General features: G+C 68.9%; 18 protein-coding genes. 11 read left to right on the forward strand and 7 right to left on the reverse strand.

What is annotated here, in order from left to right; all coding sequences use genetic code 11:
* Positions 1-6: 6 nt before the first annotated feature.
* On the reverse strand, positions 7-1665 hold the full coding sequence (locus CAP40_RS06550; protein ID WP_086128599.1) for an alkaline phosphatase family protein: 1659 nt from the start codon (positions 1663-1665) through the stop codon (positions 7-9).
* A gap of 78 nt (positions 1666-1743) precedes the next feature.
* On the opposite strand from CAP40_RS06550, the gene CAP40_RS06555 reads away from it, so the two are divergent.
* The 6 genes from CAP40_RS06555 (at position 1744) to CAP40_RS06580 (ending at position 8425) form a co-directional block, all read left to right on the forward strand.
* Positions 1744-3756 (forward strand): protein-disulfide reductase DsbD, encoded by a 2013-nt coding sequence (locus tag CAP40_RS06555; RefSeq protein WP_086128600.1) that lies wholly within the window; start codon positions 1744-1746, stop codon positions 3754-3756.
* Positions 3757-3865: 109 nt separating this feature from the next.
* Positions 3866-4339, forward strand: coding sequence for a hypothetical protein (locus CAP40_RS06560; RefSeq protein WP_144034251.1), 474 nt, complete (start codon positions 3866-3868; stop codon positions 4337-4339).
* Between the two features lie 55 nt (positions 4340-4394).
* Entirely contained in the window at positions 4395-5006 is a 612-nt protein-coding gene (locus CAP40_RS06565; RefSeq protein WP_086128602.1) for a redoxin domain-containing protein, read from the forward strand.
* 83 nt (positions 5007-5089) lie between these two features.
* On the forward strand, positions 5090-6526 hold the full coding sequence (locus CAP40_RS06570) for a circularly permuted type 2 ATP-grasp protein (protein ID WP_086128603.1): 1437 nt from the start codon (positions 5090-5092) through the stop codon (positions 6524-6526).
* 151 nt (positions 6527-6677) lie between these two features.
* A complete protein-coding gene (locus tag CAP40_RS06575; RefSeq protein ID WP_179188058.1) occupies positions 6678-7613 on the forward strand; it encodes an alpha-E domain-containing protein in 936 nt (311 codons plus the stop codon).
* Positions 7613-8425, forward strand: a complete 813-nt coding sequence (locus CAP40_RS06580) for a transglutaminase family protein (protein ID WP_086128605.1) — start codon at positions 7613-7615, stop codon at positions 8423-8425. The genes CAP40_RS06575 and CAP40_RS06580 overlap by 1 nt, the downstream gene beginning before the upstream one ends.
* A 39-nt stretch (positions 8426-8464) precedes the next feature.
* Here the strand turns inward: CAP40_RS06580 and CAP40_RS06585 are convergent, their stop codons facing one another.
* Both CAP40_RS06585 and CAP40_RS06590 read right to left on the reverse strand, forming a co-directional pair.
* The gene (locus CAP40_RS06585) at positions 8465-9250 is read right to left on the reverse strand and encodes an arginyltransferase (protein WP_086128606.1); all 786 of its coding nucleotides are present in this window, start codon (positions 9248-9250) and stop codon (positions 8465-8467) included.
* Between the two features lie 505 nt (positions 9251-9755).
* Positions 9756-11000 carry a threonine ammonia-lyase gene (locus CAP40_RS06590; RefSeq protein WP_086128607.1) on the reverse strand — a complete coding sequence of 415 codons (1245 nt, stop codon included), beginning with the start codon at positions 10998-11000 and terminating at the stop codon, positions 9756-9758.
* 126 nt (positions 11001-11126) lie between these two features.
* Here CAP40_RS06590 and CAP40_RS06595 point away from each other — a divergent pair, with 126 nt between their 5' ends.
* Both CAP40_RS06595 and CAP40_RS06600 read left to right on the forward strand, forming a co-directional pair.
* Positions 11127-12782, forward strand: coding sequence for an amidohydrolase (locus tag CAP40_RS06595; RefSeq protein ID WP_086128608.1), 1656 nt, complete (start codon positions 11127-11129; stop codon positions 12780-12782).
* An 8-nt stretch (positions 12783-12790) separates the two neighbouring features.
* On the forward strand, positions 12791-13474 hold the full coding sequence (locus tag CAP40_RS06600; RefSeq protein ID WP_086128609.1) for an HPP family protein: 684 nt from the start codon (positions 12791-12793) through the stop codon (positions 13472-13474).
* 63 nt (positions 13475-13537) lie between these two features.
* On the opposite strand, the gene ctrA is transcribed toward CAP40_RS06600, so the two are convergent.
* From ctrA to CAP40_RS06615, 3 genes are all read right to left on the reverse strand, one after another.
* The gene (ctrA, locus tag CAP40_RS06605) at positions 13538-14245 is read right to left on the reverse strand and encodes a response regulator transcription factor CtrA (protein WP_086128610.1); all 708 of its coding nucleotides are present in this window, start codon (positions 14243-14245) and stop codon (positions 13538-13540) included.
* A 136-nt stretch (positions 14246-14381) separates the two neighbouring features.
* Complete coding sequence (locus tag CAP40_RS06610; protein ID WP_086128611.1) at positions 14382-15338, reverse strand: LysR family transcriptional regulator; 957 nt, start codon at positions 15336-15338, stop codon at positions 14382-14384.
* A gap of 22 nt (positions 15339-15360) precedes the next feature.
* The gene (locus tag CAP40_RS06615; RefSeq protein ID WP_086128612.1) at positions 15361-15945 is read right to left on the reverse strand and encodes a hypothetical protein; all 585 of its coding nucleotides are present in this window, start codon (positions 15943-15945) and stop codon (positions 15361-15363) included.
* Between the two features lie 146 nt (positions 15946-16091).
* On the opposite strand from CAP40_RS06615, the gene CAP40_RS06620 reads away from it, so the two are divergent.
* Together CAP40_RS06620 and wrbA are read left to right on the forward strand one after the other, a co-directional pair.
* A complete protein-coding gene (locus tag CAP40_RS06620; RefSeq protein ID WP_086128613.1) occupies positions 16092-16790 on the forward strand; it encodes a pirin family protein in 699 nt (232 codons plus the stop codon).
* Between the two features lie 119 nt (positions 16791-16909).
* On the forward strand, positions 16910-17536 hold the full coding sequence (gene wrbA / locus CAP40_RS06625) for an NAD(P)H:quinone oxidoreductase (protein WP_086128614.1): 627 nt from the start codon (positions 16910-16912) through the stop codon (positions 17534-17536).
* Here the strand turns inward: wrbA and CAP40_RS06630 are convergent.
* Positions 17467-18234 carry a M15 family metallopeptidase gene (locus CAP40_RS06630; protein ID WP_086128615.1) on the reverse strand — a complete coding sequence of 256 codons (768 nt, stop codon included), beginning with the start codon at positions 18232-18234 and terminating at the stop codon, positions 17467-17469. The two genes, wrbA and CAP40_RS06630, sit on opposite strands and share 70 nt — an antisense overlap.
* A 156-nt stretch (positions 18235-18390) precedes the next feature.
* On the opposite strand from CAP40_RS06630, the gene CAP40_RS06635 reads away from it, so the two are divergent.
* Positions 18391-19101: a mannan-binding lectin gene (locus tag CAP40_RS06635; protein ID WP_179187957.1), complete on the forward strand. Its 711-nt coding sequence runs from the start codon at positions 18391-18393 to the stop codon at positions 19099-19101.
* The last annotated feature ends 47 nt before the right edge of the window (positions 19102-19148 follow it).

Genomic DNA, 19148 nt, shown 5'->3' on the forward strand with positions numbered 1-19148 from the left:
GTTACGTCACTTGCAGCTGTCCCCCGCACCGGCGTCGAGATCCAGGCAGCGCCCGTCGATCTCCACCGGCACCGGCACATGGATGAGCGCGGCGAGCGTCGGGGCGATGTCCACCGTCTCCACCGACAGCGGCTGCTCGAAGCCGGTCATGCCCTTGCGCCAGAACAGGATCGGCACGCGGCGGTCATAGTCCCAGAAACTGCCATGGGTGGCGATCGAGCCGCCCTCGGTGCCGGCGATCGGCGTGACGCGCGGCTTGAGCGCGATCACCAGGTCGCCCGAGCGCTGCTGATCATAGGAAGCGCGGGCGCGCTCGAGCAGGGTCCAGGTCTCGGGCGGAGTGTGGACGATCGGCGTCGCCGCGATCTGGGCGCGGGTGAGCACCGCCTCGACCTGGGGATTGGCCGACCAGCGCTTGATCGCCTCGGCCTGCACGCGGGCGCGATCGGCCTTGCTCAGGTCGGGCGAGAGATAGACGTCGCCCGAATTGCCGCCCACCAGCACCGGGCCGGCGATGCCGAGCGCCGCGCCGATCTCCTTGCCCATCGTCTTGGCGTCGAGCCCCTTGGCGACGCGCGCCGCCATCGGCGCGGCATGCTCGCGGTTGCGCTCGGGCATGTCGTGGCCGCCATGGTCCGCGGTCAGCACCACGGCATAGTCGACGCCGGTCTTGTCGAGCACGGCGAAGAGCTTGCCCAGCGTCTGGTCGAGCGAGAGCAGCTGCAGGCACATCTCGCTGCCTTCGGTGCCCAGCGTGTGGCCGACATAGTCGGTGGCGGAGGCGCCGACGATGAGCAGGTCGGTATGGCCCGACTGGCCGAGCTTCATGTCGGTGGCGAGCCCGGCGGCGGTCGCCACGATCGCCTCGTCGAACTCGGGCGAGGCGCGGAAGGCGGTGCTGTTGCCGGCGGCGCGCGCGAAGCGGCCGTCGCCGACGCTGCGGTTCGGGTTGAGCTGGAAGGCGCGGCTGCGCGCCTGGCAGAAGGGCGGCAGCTCGAGCGGCTCCTGCGCCTCGGCGATCCGCTTGGTCACGTTGGCGTTCATCCGCGTGACCATCGCCGGCTCGGCGCGGCCGGCATAGGAGACGAACGCCTTGCCGTTCCACCACCAGATCTCGTCGGTCTTGTGGCCGCCCATCATCACCGCGGCACGGTCCTTGCCGGCCACCGAGACGACTCGGCTCTGCGGATCGGCGAGCTTCATCCACTCGCCCAGCGTCGGCACCTTCAGATGCTTGTCCGAGACGGTGTAGTTGTTCGAGGTGCTGCCGGGCACGCTCTCGTCCTCGGAGCAATAGACTGTCTTGTCCGCGCGGGGCGCGCTGAAATCGGTCCAGTCATTGGCGATGATCCCGGTCTTCGCGGGATGATCGCCGGTCAGGATCGTCGAATGGCCCGGGCAGGTCTCGGTCGCGGCATGGCTCTGATAGCCCGAGGGGAAGACCGCGCCCGACATCAGCCGGGCGAAGCCGGCGCTGAACTGGGCGCGATATTCCGCGAACAGATCGGCCGAGAACTGGTCGACCGAGATCACCACCACCAGCGACGGCGCGGCGCGCGGAGCCTGGGACGGGACATTACGCGCCGGCGCGGCTTCCTGAGCGGCGAGCGGGGCTGCTGCGAGCAGCGCGGCGGCTGCCGCTGCGAGCGGACGGAACGACTTCATGCTTTGGCCACCTCCGGCGTGTGCAAATCCTGCCGGGCTGCTATTGGGCCAACAGCTCTTCCACGGCAAGGACGCTCCATGGCGGCGGTTCGTTTCGGATTGATGGCGTTGTTGCTCTGGTTGTTTGCCGGCGTGGCCCTGGCCCAGGCGCCGGGCGAGGAGCATGTGAAGATCACGCTGGTCGCGGAGAGCGATCGGCCCGCGCCCGGCAGCGAGGTGACGCTCGCGCTCGCCTCGGTGCCCGAGAAGGGCTGGCACGCCTATTGGCTCAATCCCGGCGATGCGGGCCTGCCGGCGCGCGCCGAATGGATCCTGCCCAAGGGGGCGAGCACCGGCGAGATCCGCTATCCGGTTCCCGAGCGGCTGACGATCGCCGGGCTGATGAACTATGTCTATGAAGGCCCGTTCGCGCCGCTGGTGACGCTCAGGATCCCGGCCGATGCGACGGGCGCCTTTCCGATACGAGTGAAGCTGAACTATCTGGTCTGCACCGATGCGATCTGCGTGCCGGGCAAGGCGGACCTGTCGACGACGCTCCAGATCGGCGACGGCAGCGTGGTTCCCGGCATGCGCGCGCAGTTCGACGTCTGGCGCGCGGCGCTGCCCAGGCCGCTCGGCGCGGAAGGGGCCTATCAGGTCGAGGGCAAGGCGCTGCGCCTCGCCATTCCGTTCCCCGCCGCCGCGACGGCACGGGGCGAGGGGTATTTCTTTCCCGCCACGCACGGGGCCTTCGACTATGCCGCCCCCCAGAAGGTGACGCGCGACGGCGACCGCGTGGTGGTCGAGACGGCCGGGGTGAAGTCGGTCGGGCCGATCGAGGGGCTGCTGGCGTTCGGCAAGCAGGGCTTCTGGGTGCGCGCGGTGCCCGGCGCCGTGGCCGCCGCGAAAACGGCGCCCGCGCAGATGCCGTGGAGCGGCGCGCTGCTCGCGTTCCTCGGCGCGGTGCTGGGCGGGCTGATCCTCAACATCATGCCCTGCGTCTTCCCGATCCTCAGCCTCAAGGCGCTGAGCCTGGCCAAGGCCAATGCCGAGGGCGGCAGCCCGCGCGCCGAGGCGCTGGCCTATACCGCCGGCGTAGTGCTGGTCTGCCTGGCACTGGGCGGCAGCTTGCTGGCGCTGCGGGCGGGCGGCGCGACGCTGGGCTGGGCCTTCCAGCTGCAGGATCCGCGCGTCATCCTGGTGCTGCTCCTCTTGGTCACCGGCATCGCCTTCAACCTGGCCGGGCTGTTCGAGCTTTCCGCCCCCGGTTTCGTCAACCGCGCGGCCGCCAGGGGAACCGGCGGCGCCTTCATGACCGGCGCGCTCGCCGCCTTCGTGGCAACGCCGTGCACCGGCCCGTTCATGGGCGCGGCGCTGGGCGCGGCGCTGGTGCTGCCCTGGCCCGCGGCGCTGGCGGTGTTCGGCGGGCTGGGGCTCGGCATCGCGCTGCCCTTCCTGCTGCTCGGCTTCGTGCCCGCTTTCCGCCGGCTGCTGCCCCGGCCCGGCGCCTGGATGGAGACGCTGCGCCGTATCCTCTCGGTGCCGATGTTCCTCACCGCCCTCGCGCTCGCCTGGGTGCTGGGGCGGCAGGCCGGGGTGGGCGGCATGACGATCGGCCTCGCCGCCGCGCTGCTCGCGGTGCTGGGCCTGTGGTGGACGGGCCTGCGCCAGCGCCGCGGCAAGGCGCGTGCCTGGCTGCCGGCGGTGCCGCTCCTCGTCCTCGCCCTCGGCGCGGTCGCCCTGGTCGGCGCCGTGCCCGCCGAGACCAGGGCGGTGCCGGGCGCCGAGAAGTTCAGCGAGGCCCGCCTCGCCGAGCTGACCGCGCAGGGCAAGCCGGTCTTCGCCTATTTCACTGCCGACTGGTGCCTCACCTGCAAGGTCAACGAGAAGGCCGTGATCGAGACCGATGCCGTCGCCAGGGCGCTGGCCGCGCACAAGGTGACGGTGCTGGTCGGCGACTGGACCGACGGGGACCCTGCGCTCGGCCGCTTCATCGAACGCCATAACCGTGCGGGCGTGCCGCTCTATCTGTGGTACAAGCCGGGCGAGGCCGAGCCGCGAGTCCTGCCCCAGATCCTGACCCAGGCGATGCTGATCGACCTGGCCAGGTAATCCGCGGCGCGTCGGCGCCGTTCGCATCGTGGTGTGCCTTCGTCGCAAAGCGCTGTTCCGCCGGGCCGGCATCCGGTTCCTCCATCGCAATTCTGGAGGAGGTGGAACGATGCGTGGAATAGCGATGCGTGGAATATTGTCCCTTGCCGCCGGCGCCGCGATGCTCCTGGCGAGCAGCCCAAGCCTTGCCGCGCCTTGCCCGGCATCGCGGGAGGAAGGCCGGAAGTTCCTTGCGGGCCTGACGAAGCTCGGGCCGGAAATGTGCTTCCATCCCTGCGCCAGGGCCTTCAAATATGATGCTGCCGGCCAAAAGGCTCTCGGCGTGCAGCCGCTGGCGATCCTGGACCGATCGGAGCTGCAGGCGGGGCTGAGCGCGGTGATCCACGTCCTGCCCGGGCCGCTGGGCAAATACGCCGCCGGGTTCAAGAAGGCCTTCCCGGGCGCTTCGTGCAATTCCTTCGGCGATTCCTGTTATCTCGTCGTCCAGAACGCCGGGGAGAATGCGCTCCGCCAGGTGCTGCTCTCCGTGGATGGGCGAACCAAGGATACCTGGCTCCACTGCAACTTCGAGCTGATGGACTGACCGTTCCCACGGGTTGTGATACAAGCCCCGCAGGATCGAGAGGAGGAGCGCGAGGATGAGGAACCGCATGCTGGCCGGAATGGCCGCCCTGGCCGTGGCCGCTGCGGCGCCGCTGATGGCCGAGCCCGATGTCGCCGCCGCGGTTCCCAATTTCCGCGCCCTGGACATGCACGGCAAGGTGGTCGACCTCTCGGCCTATCGCGGCAAGACCGTGGTGCTCGAATGGAACAACCCCGGCTGCCCCTTCGTGAAGAAGCATTATGGCAGCGGCAACATGCAGAAGACCCAGGCGGCGGCCACCGCGCAGGGCGTGGTGTGGCTGACGATCAATTCGGGCGCGCCGGGCCTGCAGGGGCACATGACCGGGCCCGAGGCGCAGAAGTTCGTCGCGGCGGAGAAGGCGAAGCCCACTGCCTATCTGCTCGATCCCAAGGGGCTGGTCGGCAAGGGCTATGGCGCCAGGACGACGCCGCACCTGTACATCATCGATGGCCAGGGCCGGCTCGCCTATAAGGGCGGGATCGACGACAGGCCGACGGCCGACGTCGCGGACATCGCCGGCGCGCGCAACCATGTGCTGGCGGCGCTGGCCGAGATGCGCGCGGGCAAGCCGGTATCGGTGCCCGAGACGCGCCCCTATGGCTGCAGCGTGAAATACGCCGGCTGACGGCATGACGCCTGCCCCCTTGTGCAACGCAACAAAGCGTTGCAGCATGCGATCCGTCGGTATTGCCGGCACATGGGAGGCGCATGGCGGCACGCGGGGCGTTCGACGAAATCTGGGGGCATGGCGGGCCTGACAGTCCGCGCGCCGAGTTCGCCGCGCTCTCGAGGTGGCTGGCCGAAACCGACGCCGCCGAGCTGCAGCGCCGCCAGCAATCCGCCGAAGCCGCGTTCCGCCAGCTGGGCATCACCTTCGCCGTCTATGGCGACAGCGACGCGGCGGAACGGATCATCCCGTTCGATATCGTGCCGCGCGTGTTCCTGGCCGGCGAATGGGCGCGGCTTTCGGAAGGGCTGGTCCAGCGCGTCGAGGCGATCAACGCCTTTCTCGAGGATATCTATGGCGAGCGGCGGATCCTGCGCGAAGGCGTGATCCCGCCCGAGCTGATCTATCTCAACGAGCAGTTCCGCGCCGAGGTCGACGGCGTCCGTCCGCCGCACGGCGTGTGGGCGCATATCTGCGGCATCGACCTGGTGCGCACCGGGCCGGACCAGTTCTACGTGCTCGAGGACAATGCCCGGACGCCTTCCGGCGTGTCGTACATGCTCGAGAATCGCGAGGCGATGATCCGCCTCTGCCCCGAGCTGTTCCGCGACTTCCGCGTGGCGCCGGTGGACAGCTATCCCGATATGCTGCTGAAGACGATGCGGTCGGTCGCGCCGGGCGGCAACCCCCGGCCGGTCTGCGTCGTGCTCACCCCGGGCCATTTCAATTCGGCCTATTACGAGCACAGCTTCCTCGCGGATTCGATGGGCGTCGAGCTGGTCGAGGCGGCGGATCTGGTGGTGGACGACGACGTCGTCTGGATGCAGACGATAGCGGGGCGGGTGAAGGTCGACGTCATCTATCGCCGCATCGACGACGATTTCCTCGATCCGCTGGTCTTCCGCGCGGATTCGATGCTCGGCGTGCCCGGCATCATGGCGGCATATCGCGCCGGCAACGTCGCGATCCTCAACGCGCCGGGCAACGGCATCGCCGACGACAAGGCGATCTACAGCTACATGCCCGAGATCGTCCGCTTCTATTCGGGCGGCGAGGCCAGGCTGCCGAACGTCGAGACCTGGCGCTGCCGCGAGCCCGATGCGCTGAACTATGTGCTCGCCAACCTGCCCGAGCTGGTGGTGAAGCTGGTCGACGGATCGGGCGGCTATGGCATGCTCGTCGGCCCCACTGCGACCCGGGCCGAGATCGAGGCGTTCCGCGCCGCGCTGGTCGCCGAGCCGCATCGCTACATCGCCCAGCCCACGCTGGCGCTGTCCACCGTGCCCACGCTGGCCGAACAGGGCCTGGCGCCGCGCCATGTCGATTTCCGCCCCTTCGTGCTGACCGGCAGCGACGGCGTGCGGGTGGCGCCGGGCGGGCTCACCCGCGTCGCCCTTCGGGAAGGCTCGCTGGTGGTGAACTCCAGCCAGGGCGGCGGCACCAAGGACAGCTTCGTGCTGCTGGACGACGGGGCATGAGGGGAGGCTTCCGCTCAAATCCTCCCACAGCTTGTCTGGTGGAGGGGCTGGCGCGGTACGCGCCGGTACACCGGCGCGCCCCTCCACCACACCCTGCGGGTGCGGTCCCCCTCCCCGAGCGAGCTCGGGGAGGAATGGTGCTGCCATGCTGATGCTCTCCCGCACCGCGGCGGCGCTCTACTGGCTCGGCCGCTATCTCGAGCGGGCGGACTTCATCGCCCGGCTGGTCGAGGCGACCATCCGCCTCGACGCGCTCTCCGCCCGTCCCGCCGGCGACGCGGCGTGGCAGAGCGCGCTCGCCGTCACCTATACCGACCAGGCCTTTGCCGCGACCGGCCAGGAGATGGCCCAGGCCCATGTCGCGCGCTTCCTCACGCTCGACGACGGCCATCCCGGCTCGATCGTCCGCTGCCTGGAAAGAGCGCGCAACAATGCCCGTGCGGTGCGCACCGCGCTCACCCGCGAGGCCTGGACGGCGATCAACCGCGCCTGGCTACTCTTCCAGAACCGCCAGACCATCGGCGGCGCCACCGCGACGCTCAACCTGCTCGAGCAGGTGAAGGGCGAGACGCGCGGCTTCGAAGGCGCGATCCACCGGATGATGCGCAACGAGGCGACCTTGCTCATCCAGCTCGGCGCCGCGATCGAGCGGGCGGACAACACCGCGCGGCTGGTCGACGTCAAATACCATCTGCTCCTGCCCGAGGACGAGCGGGTCGGCGGCGTGGTCGACCGCGACCAGTGGAACACGATCCTGCAGACCGTCTCGGCGGTGAACGCCTATCGCTGGCTCTATGACGACGGGCTCCAGCCGGCCAATGTGATCGACCTGCTGATCAGCCGCGCCGAGCTGCCGCGCAGCCTGGCGGCCTGTGTCGAGGAAGTGGTCGCGCTGCTCAACGCGCTCGCCAAGCGCACCGGGCTCCAGGGCGAGGCGGACCGCATGGCCCGCGCCCGCCTGGCCCGGATGCAGAAGACCAGGACCGATGAGGTGATCGTCTCCGGCCTGCACGAGCATCTGGAGGCGTTCGTCCGCGAGAATGCGCTGCTCGATGGCGCGATCGCCCGGCAGTTCAGGTTCATCTGATGCGGATCGCGATCGAGCACCGCACCACCTATCGCTTCAGCGAGCCCCAGGCGCGCATCGTCCAGATGCTGCGGCTCACCCCGTGCGACACGCAGGACCAGACGGTGGTGAGCTGGCTGGTCGGCGTGGATCGCGACGCGCGCCTTCGCGATACGGGCGACGGCTTCGGCAACATGGTGACGATGCTCTATGCCGAGGGACCGATCGAAGCACTCGACATCACGGTGACGGGCGAAGTGCTCACCCGCGAGGCGAGCGGCGTAGTGCGCGGCGCCCTCGAGCCGCTGCCGCCGCTCTTCTACCTGCGCGGCACGGCGCGCACCAAGGCGAGCGACGCGCTGTTCGTCTTCGCCGCGGACAGTGCCGGCACGGCCGGCGACACGCTCGAGCGGCTCCATGCCTTCAACGCCGCGCTCCACCGGCGTTTCCCCTGCGTGCCCGACCTGCCCGATGCCGGCTGCACGGCATCGAAGGCGTTCGAGACGGGCGGGAAAGTCAGCTCGCGCGACGTCGCCCAGATGTTCATCGCGGCTGCCCGCGGCCTGATGGTGCCGGCGCGCTATGTCTCGGGCTATCGGGCCGAGGATGCCGCGCGCTCCGCTCCGCATGCCTGGGCGGAAGCACATGTCGAGGGGCTGGGCTGGGTCGGCTTCGATCCCTCGACAGGGCTCAGCCCCGACGAGAGCTATGTCCGCGTCGCGATCGGGCTCGACGCCAGCGGCGCCGCGGCGACCGGCGGCATGCGGATCGGCCAGGGGCAGGAGCAACTGGCCGTGGACCTGCACGTCGATCGGCTGGGAGGCGAGGAATAGGATCTTCCCCCGCAATCTGGCTGCGCGGGGGGAACCGGATCAGGCGAAGGCGGCCGCGTTCGCCTGGATCGGCGCGGCGACGTGCAGGTCGTCGTCCTCCAGCACCGACCAGCCATTGGGGCCGAGCACTTCGATCGGGCGATAGCGCGTCTTGTAGGCCATCCGCTCGCTGCCCTTCACCCAATAGCCCAGATAGACATAGGGCAGGCCCGCCGCCTGGCTGCGCAGGATGTGCTCCATGATGATGAAGTTGCCCAGGCCCGGGCGGCTGTCGTCATCGGCGAGGAAGAAGCTGTAGATCATCGACAGGCCGTCGGCCTGCTGATCGGTGATGCAGGCGCCGACCAGCCGGCCACGCGCGCCGTCCACCGAAGGCTCGCGATATTCGATCACATAGGAGCTGACCGGCGACTGCTCGACCATGTCGGCATAGTCGTTCTCGTCCATCGCCGCCATGCCGCCGCCGGGATGGCGCGCGCCGAGATAGCGGTGGAGCAGCGCGAACTGCTCCTCGGTCGCCCAGGGCTTGCAGGCGGTGATCTCCAGGTCCGAATGGCGCTTGAGCAGCTTGCGCTGGCTGGCATTGGGCTTGAACGCATCGGCGACGACGCGGACCGAGACGCAGGCGGTGCAGCCCGCGCAGCTCGGCCGATAGGCGACCGACTGGCTGCGGCGAAAGCCGATGCGGCCCAGCGCATCGTTCAGCTCGCCCGCATGCAGTCCCGAAAGCTCGGTGAAGATCTTCCGCTCCTGCCGCCCCGGCAGATAGGGGCAGGGGGAAGGGCTGGTGACGAAGAACCGCGGAAAACGGGAAAGTGCAGTCACCCCTGATGCCCCTATCTTCTGGCCGATACGATGACCCGACAGGGCTGAATATGCGGTGCTTCGCGAAGGATGAAAAGCGGCTTTACCATGAAAGAGGGTTAACGATTCACCAGTTTCACGGAGAGCCGGGGCATTAACCATCGGGCCGCGTAAGCCGCTGCCTGAAAAGGGGAATTTGTCCTGTGTGGCCATCATACCGGTTGCGGCGAATCGTGTGAATCCAGCGACGACTCAATTCGTCGCGCGTGCGATTCGTTTCGTCCGGTTGGAGAGGAACAGAAGGAGTCCTGCTGAGTCGCGGGCTGTGCTCCCCTCCCTGGAAGGGAGGGGCTGGGGATGGGTAGATGACCGCGTTACGGTGCGATCAGTACTCGGCCAGCAGTATCGCCCGGACCCCATCCACCGTCGACCCCTCCCTTCCAGGGAGGGGAGCCGCGCTTGCAATATAGAATCTCGCCCGCTCCCCGCGGGGAACCGCAGGCCGCCCGGATGCCCTGCGCCCGGCCTATGCCAGCTCGACCAGCTGCACCTCATATTGCGCGTGGCGCAGCGCGGTCATCAACCGGTCGAGATGGTCGCGGTCGCGGGTTTCGCACTCCACGTCCAGGCTCAGGCCCTTGGCGGGCAGGTTGGTGAAGATGCGCTGGTGCGACAGCTCGAGGATGTTGACCGAGAGCTGCTCGAAGATCTGCGCCACCTTGTAGAGCGCGCCCGGCCGGTCCTGCAGGCGGATGCGCAGCCGCGCCATCCGGCCCGAGCGGGCCAGGTCGCGCAGCAGCACATAGGCGAGCAGCCGCGGATCGATATTGCCGCCGCACAGCACGATGCCCACGGTCTTGCCCTTGAAGCGCTGCGGCTCGGCCAGCAAGGCGGCGAGGCCGGCGGCGCCGGCGCCCTCGACTACCGTCTTCTCGATCTGGAGCAGCAGGCTCACCGACTCCTCCAGGCGGCGTTCGCTCACCAGCACGATGTCGTCGACCAGCGCCTCGACCAGCCCGGCGGTGATGCCGCCCGGCTGCTTCACCGCGATGCCCTCGGCCAGCGTGTCGCCGGCGCAGGGCATGTCGGTATGGTGGATGCGGTTGTACATCGAGGGGTAGAGCTCGGCCTGGACGCCGACCACTTCGATGTCGCGCCCTTCCGACTTGGCCACCGTGGCACAGCCCGAGATCAGGCCGCCGCCGCCGATCGGGACGATCAGCGTATCGATCTCCGGCACGTCCTCGACCATCTCGAGCGCGACGGTGCCCTGGCCCGCGATGATGCGCGGATCGTCGAAGGGATGGACGAAGGTGAAGCCGTGCTCGGCTTCGAGCTGGCGGGAATGGGCATAGGCGGCGTCGAACGTCTCGCCTTCCAGGATCACGTTGGCGCCGTGATGCTCGGTCTGCGTCACCTTCACGATCGGGGTGTTCTTCGGCATCACGATCGTGCTCGGGATGCCGAGCCGGGTGGCGTGATAGGCGAGGCCCTGGGCATGGTTGCCCGCCGATGCCGCGATCACGCCCTTGGCGCGCGCCGCCTCGTCGAGCTGGAGCAGCGTGTTGAGCGCGCCGCGCTCCTTGTAGGCGGCGGTGAACTGCAGATTCTCGAATTTGAGATAGACCGTCGCGCCGGTCAGGTCCGACAGCGTCTTGCTCACCAGCGTCGGCGTCCGCACGATCTGGCCCATGATGCGCGCCTGCGCTGCACGGACGTCGTCGATCGATACGGGGAGCGGCTGGGTCGCCGGGACTGTCTTGCTTGCCATGATTCCGCTCGCCTAGACCATCTGGCGGCGGGGGGAAACCACGCTTCTGCGATGAAGGCCATGTTCGTGCGGCAGGAAGGCGCCGTATCTGGCGCGCGGGGAGAACAGGCCCTATGCCCTGGCCCCATGCTGAAGCGCCTCCTGCGGCTGTTCGCCGCGCTCGCCCTCGTCCTCGCCCCTGCCGCCGCCATGGCGGACGGGCTGATCGACAACGTCAACGGCATGACGCTGGACGAAAAGGGCGATGTGGTCCGCTTCAACGGCATAATGTTCAACCGCGACGGCCAGATCACCGCACTGCTCACCCGCGAGCACAAGCGGCCGAAGAAGCTCGAATGGAAGCTCGACATGGGCGGCAAGACGTTGCTGCCGGGCATGATCGACGGGCATGGCCATGTGATGGGGCTGGGTTCGCAGCTGCTGCTGCTCGATCTCTCCGCGACCACGTCGCTCGACGAGGCGCTGGCGAAGATCAAGGCCTATGCCGATGCCAACCCGACCAAGTGGATCATCGGCCGCGGCTGGAACCAGGAGACCTGGAAGCTGGGCCGCTTCCCCACCGCGGCGGAGCTGGACAAGGCGGTGTCCGACCGGCCGGCCTGGCTGCAGCGGGTCGACGGCCATGCCGCCTGGGCAAACAGCCGCGCGATCCAGGTCGCGGGCGTCACCGCCGCGACCAAGGATCCGAATGGCGGCCGCATCGAGCGGGACGCAAAGGGGGCGCCCGCGGGCGTGTTCGTCGACGGCGCCACCGCGCTTGTCGACAAGTTCGTGCCCCGGCAGACCCCGCGCGAGCGCAACGCCGCCTTCCTCGCCGCGCAGGACCGGCTGCTGTCGCTCGGCATCACCGCCACCGCCGACATGGGCACCAGCGTGGACGACTGGCTCACCTATCGCCGCATGGCGGACCTGGGCCAGCTGCGGATCCGCATCATGAGCTATGCCAGCGGCGTCGAGACCGCACTGGCGGTGGCAGGGCAGGGGCCGACGCCCTGGCTCTATGGCGACAAGCTGCGCATGGGCGGGATCAAGCTCTATGCGGACGGCGCGCTCGGCAGCCGCGGCGCCTGGCTCAAGGCGGCGTATAGCGACGCGCCGGGTGACAAGGGGCTGGGCTTCCTCACCGACGACCAGCTCCTCAACATGATGACGCGCGGCGCGATGGACGGTTTCCAGATCGCGGTCCATGCGATCGGCGACCGTGCCAACCAGCAGGTGCTCGACGCGGTGGAGGTGCTGTCCGATACCTATAAGGACGATCGCCGCTGGCGGATCGAGCATGCGCAGATCGTCGACCCCAAGGACCTGCCGCGTTTCGCCAAGCTGGGCGTGATCGCGTCGATGCAGCCGGTCCACCAGACCAGCGACATGAAGATGGCCGAGGCGCGGCTGGGCCCCGACCGGCTGGCCGGCGCCTATGCCTGGAAGACGATGCTCAAGGACGGCACCCGCATCGCCTTCGGCTCCGACTATCCGGTCGAGAGCCCCGATCCCTGGGCCGGCTGGGCCGTGGCCTTCACCCGCACCGACGCCAATGGCCAGCCCTTTGGCGGCTGGCGGATCGAAGAGGCGGTGACGCGCGAGCAGGGCTGGGCGGGCTTCACCACCGGCGCGGCCTGGGCGGGCTTTGCCGAGAAGCAGATCGGCCGCCTGGCGCCGGGCATGCGCGCCGATTTCATCATCGTCGACCGTGACCCGCTGCTCGCCTCGCCGGCCGAGCTGCGCGGCACCCAGGTGCTCGAGACCTGGGTGGGCGGCGCGCGGGTCTTCGTGAAGAAATAGGCGGGCGGATGCGGGTTGCGATCGGGCGGCTGGATCGACTGCTGCGCCTGCGCCAGCTGTCCGGCACCAATTGGCGGGAGCGTGCCGTTGCCGCGCTGGGAGCTTCGCTTGCCATCGGCGCGGCCGGAGCGGTCAGCGCGCTGATCGTCGGCAGCCATGCGGCGCTGCTGCTCGCCGCGCCGATCGGGGCTTCGGCGGTGATCCTGTTCGCGGTGCCCTCCAGCCCGCTCGGCCAGCCCTGGCCGGTGATCGGCGGCACGACCCTGTCGATCGCGTGCGGCATCCTCGCCACGCAGCTGCTCGGCCATGGTCCGCTCGCCGCCGGCGTAGCGGTGGGGGCGTCGATCCTGGCCATGTCGGCCACACGCTCGCTGCATCCGCCGGGTGGCGGCTGCGCGCTCCTGGCCGTGCTCGGCGGGCCCGAGCTGCTGGCCAAGGGCTATTGGCTGGCGTTGGTGCCGGGCGGCCTGAATGCGGCGCTGCTGGTGGTCGCCGGCCTCGTCTTCCACCGCTTCTCCGGCCACAGCTACCCGCATCGCCCGGCGCCGGTGCCGGCCGATCCGCGCATCCTGCCCGAGGATATCGATGCCGCGCTCGCAGCGGCGCACGAAAGCTTCGACGTCAGCCGCGAGGACCTCGCCGCGCTGCTCGAGGCGGCGGAGCGCCATGCGATCGCACGACGCAGGCGCTGACGAACGAAAGGCCGCGATCCTCGTCGGATCGCGGCCTCGCCAACCCCCTTGGAAACCGTCGCGTCAGGCGACGGCCGAAACCGCCTCCTCGATGCCGTCCGGCTCGCGCAGCACATAGCCGCGGCCCCAGACGGTCTCGATATAGTTCTCGCCGTCGCATGCCATGCTGAGCTTCTTGCGCAGCTTGCAGATGAACACGTCGATGATCTTGAGCTCGGGCTCGTCCATGCCGCCATACAGGTGGTTCAGGAACATTTCCTTGGTGAGCGTCGTGCCCTTGCGGAGCGAGAGCAGCTCCAGCATCGCATATTCCTTGCCGGTCAGGTGCACGCGGGCGCTGTCGACTTCGACCGTCTTCGCGTCCAGGTTCACCGCCAGCTTGCCGGTGCGGATGACCGACTGGCTGTGTCCCTTGGAGCGGCGGACGACTGCGTGGATGCGCGCCACCAGCTCTTCGCGGTGGAAGGGCTTGGTCACATAGTCGTCGGCACCGAAGCCGAAGGAGCGCACCTTGGAATCCATCTCGTTGATGCCGGACAGGATCAGCACCGGCGTCTGCACGCGGGCGACGCGGACCTTCTTCAGGACATCATATCCGTGCATGTCGGGCAGGTTCAGGTCGAGCAGGATGATGTCGTAGTCATAGAGCTTGGCCAGGTCCAAGCCCTCCTCGCCGAGGTCCGTCGTATAGACGTTGAACCCCTCGGTCGTGAGCATCAGCTCGATTGCCTTGGCAGTGCTCGGCTCGTCTTCGATCAACAGCACGCGCATCGTCAAAGTCCCCTTGCCCGCAGGCTGCCTTGCCCCAATGAAAGGCATGCCCTGAGCGATTCATTAACCTAAGCGTGTCTGAAGGCAAAAGGTTAATTTCTCCCTAACCGGCCTGAATCCACGAGTCGCAGGGAATCTACCTAGGCGAGGACTCATCCTCGTTACGGAGTCGAGTCCTTTCGAGGCGAACTTCGCCACACGTGCGCTTCAGCTGCTCGGAAAGGAACGCGATCATCGTCTCGACGCGGGCGGGGCGGAGCGTGCCGGGCGGCGTGAGCAGATGGAGCCCGGCCGCGCTGGCCGACCATTCGCCGAGCACGGCCTCCAGCCTGCCCTTGGCCAGGTCGTCGCCGACCATGAATTCGGGAAGCCGGGCCACGCCCAGGCCGGCGCGCAATGCGGGCAGCATCGCGTCGCCATTGTCGGTGCGCATGGGCCCTTCGACCCGCACCGCCGCTTCCTCTCCACCGGCCTTGCGGAAGCGCCACACATCGGGATTGGCGGTGTTGGTGTAGACGAAGCAGGCATGGCGGGCGAGGTCGGCCGGATGCTGGGGCCGCCCCACGCGATCGAAATAGGCCGGCGATCCGACGATATGGGCCACCATCGGCCCGAGGCGGCGGGCACGCAGCGAACTGTCGGGAAGCTCGGCGATGCGCAGTGCGATGTCGATACCCTCGCCGACGATGTCGACGAATGCGTCGGACAGGCGCAACTCCACCTTGATGCCCGGATAGAGCTTCATGAAGTCGGCGAGCACCGGGGCCACTGCCTGGATGCCGAAAGTGAGCGGTGCCGCGACCCGGACCAGGCCGGCGGGCGCGCTGGCGGATTCGAAGGCGGCTTCCTCCGCCGCCTCGCCTTCGCTCAGGATGCGCTGGGCATGTTCGGCAAGGCCGCGCCCGCTGTCGGTGAGCGTCAGCCGGCGCGAGGTGCGGTGGAAAAGCGTGGTGCCGAGCCGCGCCTCAAGCCGGGTGATCGCCTTGGACACCGTCGCCTTGGACACGGCCAGCGCGTCGGCCGCGCCCGAGAAGGAGCGGTGCTCCACCACCGCGGCGAAAACGGCCCAGGCCTCGAAATCGGGAAGTTTCATGCGTCGTTTCTCTTGTCGCTGTTCATGGCCGCCGGGTGTCGACGGCGATCCAGTTCAATTCCCAGTTCTTGCCGCCATCGGTTGAAAAGGCCTGCTCGAACCGCGCCGAGTTCGGCGTGATGTCCGCGATCACGAAGCGCACCAGGATGGCGCGTCCTTCCCAGCTGTCCTGCGCATAGAATTCGCCGCAGCCCTTGTGGAACGCGCCGATCGGTGCCGGCGTGAGCACGCCTCCGCCGGCGCTGGCGAAGTTCAGCGACCATTGGCGGGCCTGCGGATTGTAGAGTCGCAGCGAGGCGCCCTCGATCCGGCCCGCCGGCCCCTCGACCTTGAGCTCGACGAGGTTCGCCCGCCCGCCCATCACCGGGCGCACCTCGCTGGTGCCGCTATATTCGACCCAGGTCGTCGAGCCCGAGAGCGGGTTCTTCAGGCGCTTGAGGTGAGTCGTCCAGGATCCGATCTCCCAATCGAAATCCCTCTGCCCGTCGGCATCCGGCGTCGTCGCGGCGGGGCAGGTCGTCGGCACCGGGGCCTGCTGCGCCAGTGCGGCGCCGGGCAGGACGAGCAGGAGGGCGGGGGCGAGGATTCGACGAAGCACATGCGGCATGACGGCTGCTTTCGGCGGTGGGCCGGCCCAGTCTAGCAGACTTGGTTTCGAACGGAAGCCTTGGGAAACGATCGGTTTCCAACGTTTCCATTTACCGTGCGATCGGACCGCCTATCTTCCTGCTCAACACAGGAGGTTCAGACCCCATGATCGACAAACGACCCTTTGAAACGCTTGGCCATGCCGACCATGGCTGGCTCAATGCGCGGCATCATTTCAGCTTCGCGGACTATTATGATCCCCGCCGGATGAGCTGGGGCGCGCTGCGCGTCTGGAACGACGACGAGATCGCCGCAGGCGCCGGTTTCCCGCCGCATCCGCACCAGGACATGGAGATCATCACCTATGTCCGCCGGGGCGCGATCACGCACCAGGATTCGATGGGCAACAAGGGCCGAACCGGCGCCGGCGACGTCCAGGTGATGAGCGCGGGCACCGGCGTGCGCCATGCCGAATATAATCTCGAGCCGGAGACGACGACGCTCTTCCAGATCTGGATCATGCCGCGCGAGCGGGGCGGCCAGCCGAGCTGGGGCGCCAAGCCTTTCCCCAAGGGCGATCGCTCGGGCAGGTTCGTCACCCTGGCGAGCGGCTTTGCCGAGGATGCGGATGCCCTGCCGATCCGGGCCGATGCCCGGGTGCTCGGCGCCACGCTGAAGGCCGGCGAGAGCGTCACGCACGAAGTGGGCGACGGCCGCCACGCCTATCTGGTGCCCGCGGTCGGCAGGATCGAGATCGATGGCGAGCCCGTCAATGCCCGGGACGGCGCCGCGCTCTCCAGCGGCAAGGCCTATGTCATCACCGCGATCGAGGATGCCGAGATCGTCCTGGTCGACAGCGAATAACCGACTTCCCCCCTCCCGTTCGCGGGAGGGGCAGGGGGAGGGCGCGCGGCTCTCCCGCTTTGATCACCCCCTCCCCCAATCCCTCTCGCCAGCGGGAGGGGAACTCGAAGGAAATCGTCATGTCCAAGATCCTGGTCCTCTATTATTCGTCCTATGGCCACCTCGCCAAGATGGCCGATGCCGTTGCCGAAGGCGCGCGCAGCGCCGGTGCCGAAGTGGATGTGCGCCGCGTGCCCGAGACCGCGCCGTTCGAAGTGGCGCAGGCCGCGGGCTTCGTCGCCGACCACAGCCATGCGGTGCTCGAGGACGTCAATGAACTGGCCGGCTATGACGGCATCATCGTCGGCGCGCCGACCCGGTTCGGCCGCATGGCGAGCCAGATGGCTTCGTTCTGGGATCGCGCCGGCGGCGTCTGGTTCCAGGGCCAGCTGAACGGCAAGGTCGGTGGCGCCTTCACCTCGACCGCCACCCAGCATGGCGGCCAGGAGACGACGCTCTTCTCGATCATCACCAACCTGCTGCACTTCGGCCTGACCGTCGTCGGCCTGGACTATGGCTTCCAGGGCCAGTCCGGCGTCGGCGAAGTGAAGGGCGGCTCGCCCTATGGCGCGACCACGATCGCGGATGGCGACGGCAGCCGCCAGCCGAGTGAAGTGGAACTGGACGGCGCCCGCTATCAGGGCCGCCGCATCGCCGAGGTGGCCAACAAGCTCGCGGCTTCCCCCCGCGAAGTCGAGACCGCGTAATCTCCCCCTCCTGGCGCGGTCTCCAGGGACGGCGGCCGGACTTCGTGTCCGGCCGCCGTTTTGGTTTGCTGGCGCGGAATGGCGGCAGGCGCCGGGAAGTTCGTCCGCGCGGCGGCGAAGCGGGCACGGGCCGCGGGCGTGCCCACCCAGCGCCAATGCCAGGGCTCCCAGCCCACGCCCTGCTTGTTGCCCGCGGGGAAGGAGAGCTCGAAGCCGAAGTCCGGGGCCCGGCGCATCAGCCATTGCCCGCCCGGCGTCAGCGCGAAGCATTGCTCGACGGCGCGGCAATTCGCGCCGCGCTGGACAAAGTCGATCGCATAGCCGGTGGCGTGCTCGCTATATCCCGGCGGCGCCACGAAGCGGGCTCGCAAGGCCGCCTCGCCGTCGCAATCGCGCAGCCCCGCGCAGAACACCCGGCGCTGATGGGCGATCGAGCGGAAGCAGGACAGGGCGCCGAGCGCGATTCCCTCCGCCCGCGCCGCCGCGAGCAACCGCTCGACATCGGGCACAGCCTCCCGCGCCATGACGCAGCCCGCCAGGCCCGGCACCGGTTGCAGGTCCGCGGCGGATGCCTCGCCATAGGGAAGATGGTTGAACAGGCGCGTGACGGCGGCGGGCGCGGGCGGAGGTGCGGTGTCGTCGCCGGCATGCGCCGCCAGCGGCAGAAGCGAGAGCAGGATCAGGGCCGAAGGACGCATACGCAACCTCGCGACGCTGCAGAAAAAAGGCGTCACCCGTTCAAACGCGGTTCAAGCGGAAAGGCTCACGCAACTTTGCACATTGCTGTGTCGTTGCGCAGTTGTGTCCACAGGGTCAAAAACAGGCCCGCCGTTGCAGCAGAGGGAGAAATCATCATGTTCCTGCGAGTTTCATGTCTTGCCTTGTCCGCGGCGCTGCTGAGCGCCACCGCTTCGGCGGCGCCGGCGCCGAATTACGCCGCGCCCGCCGCCATGCAGCGGGTGGACGGCAACAATGTCGGCCGCGTTCGCCACAGCGGCGGCGGTGCCTTTGTCGAGACCCGTCCGGGCCGCTGGGTCGAGTTCGCCGACGACGGCACGCTCATCCATCGCTTCGACGAGACCGACCGCAGCCGCGACGCGGTCAACCTCTACGATCCGTCGCGCGGCGCGCGCGTGCGCCTCGACCTGCGCCGCGGCGACATTTCGGGCGTGCCGCGCTCGGGCCCGCCGCGCTTCCTCTACCGCATCACCGACGTCGATCCGCGCCGTTCCCGCGGCTGGGGCGACAATGGCGGCTGGGGCGAGGGCGGCTGGGGCCGTCCGGGCGGTGGCCGTCCTGGCGGCGGCGGCTGGGATCGTCCCGGCGGTGGCCGTCCCGGCGACGGCGGCTGGGATCGCCCCGGTGGCGGCCGTCCCGGTGACGGCGGCGGCTGGGGCACCGGCGGCGTGATCCGCGACATCGAGGTCGGCCCGATCTGGAACCAGTCCGACGCCGAGCGCAAGTGCCGCGACACCGCCCGCAACATGCGCGCCGAATGGACCGGCAACTGGCACACTACCGCCGAAGGCCGCCAGTCGGTCTGCTCGATCCGCTTCCAGCGCTGATCCGAACCCACCACCGCTGGCGCTTCGGCGCCGGCGGTGGCATGGGC

The sequence above is a fragment of the Sphingomonas sp. IBVSS2 genome (genome assembly GCF_002127225.1).
In the GTDB taxonomy this organism is placed as follows: Bacteria; Pseudomonadota; Alphaproteobacteria; order Sphingomonadales; family Sphingomonadaceae; genus Sphingomonas.

Excerpts from the sequence above, each read along its gene's own strand:
- CAP40_RS06590 (WP_086128607.1), bottom strand. The coding sequence starts at position 11,000 with ATGGCAAGCAAGACAGTCCCGGCGACCCAGCCGCTCCCCGTATCGATC.
- CAP40_RS06560 (WP_144034251.1), top strand. The coding sequence starts at position 3,866 with ATGCGTGGAATAGCGATGCGTGGAATATTGTCCCTTGCCGCCGGCGCC.
- CAP40_RS06550 (WP_086128599.1), bottom strand. The coding sequence starts at position 1,665 with ATGAAGTCGTTCCGTCCGCTCGCAGCGGCAGCCGCCGCGCTGCTCGCA.
- ctrA (WP_086128610.1), bottom strand. The coding sequence starts at position 14,245 with ATGCGCGTGCTGTTGATCGAAGACGAGCCGAGCACTGCCAAGGCAATC.
- CAP40_RS06610 (WP_086128611.1), bottom strand. The coding sequence starts at position 15,338 with ATGAAACTTCCCGATTTCGAGGCCTGGGCCGTTTTCGCCGCGGTGGTG.
- CAP40_RS06595 (WP_086128608.1), top strand. The coding sequence starts at position 11,127 with ATGCTGAAGCGCCTCCTGCGGCTGTTCGCCGCGCTCGCCCTCGTCCTC.
- CAP40_RS06565 (WP_086128602.1), top strand. The coding sequence starts at position 4,395 with ATGAGGAACCGCATGCTGGCCGGAATGGCCGCCCTGGCCGTGGCCGCT.
- CAP40_RS06630 (WP_086128615.1), bottom strand. The coding sequence starts at position 18,234 with ATGCGTCCTTCGGCCCTGATCCTGCTCTCGCTTCTGCCGCTGGCGGCG.
- CAP40_RS06580 (WP_086128605.1), top strand. The coding sequence starts at position 7,613 with ATGCGGATCGCGATCGAGCACCGCACCACCTATCGCTTCAGCGAGCCC.
- CAP40_RS06555 (WP_086128600.1), top strand. The coding sequence starts at position 1,744 with ATGGCGGCGGTTCGTTTCGGATTGATGGCGTTGTTGCTCTGGTTGTTT.
- CAP40_RS06620 (WP_086128613.1), top strand. The coding sequence starts at position 16,092 with ATGATCGACAAACGACCCTTTGAAACGCTTGGCCATGCCGACCATGGC.
- CAP40_RS06575 (WP_179188058.1), top strand. The coding sequence starts at position 6,678 with ATGCTCTCCCGCACCGCGGCGGCGCTCTACTGGCTCGGCCGCTATCTC.
- wrbA (WP_086128614.1), top strand. The coding sequence starts at position 16,910 with ATGTCCAAGATCCTGGTCCTCTATTATTCGTCCTATGGCCACCTCGCC.
- CAP40_RS06615 (WP_086128612.1), bottom strand. The coding sequence starts at position 15,945 with ATGCCGCATGTGCTTCGTCGAATCCTCGCCCCCGCCCTCCTGCTCGTC.
- CAP40_RS06635 (WP_179187957.1), top strand. The coding sequence starts at position 18,391 with ATGTTCCTGCGAGTTTCATGTCTTGCCTTGTCCGCGGCGCTGCTGAGC.
- CAP40_RS06600 (WP_086128609.1), top strand. The coding sequence starts at position 12,791 with ATGCGGGTTGCGATCGGGCGGCTGGATCGACTGCTGCGCCTGCGCCAG.
- CAP40_RS06570 (WP_086128603.1), top strand. The coding sequence starts at position 5,090 with ATGGCGGCACGCGGGGCGTTCGACGAAATCTGGGGGCATGGCGGGCCT.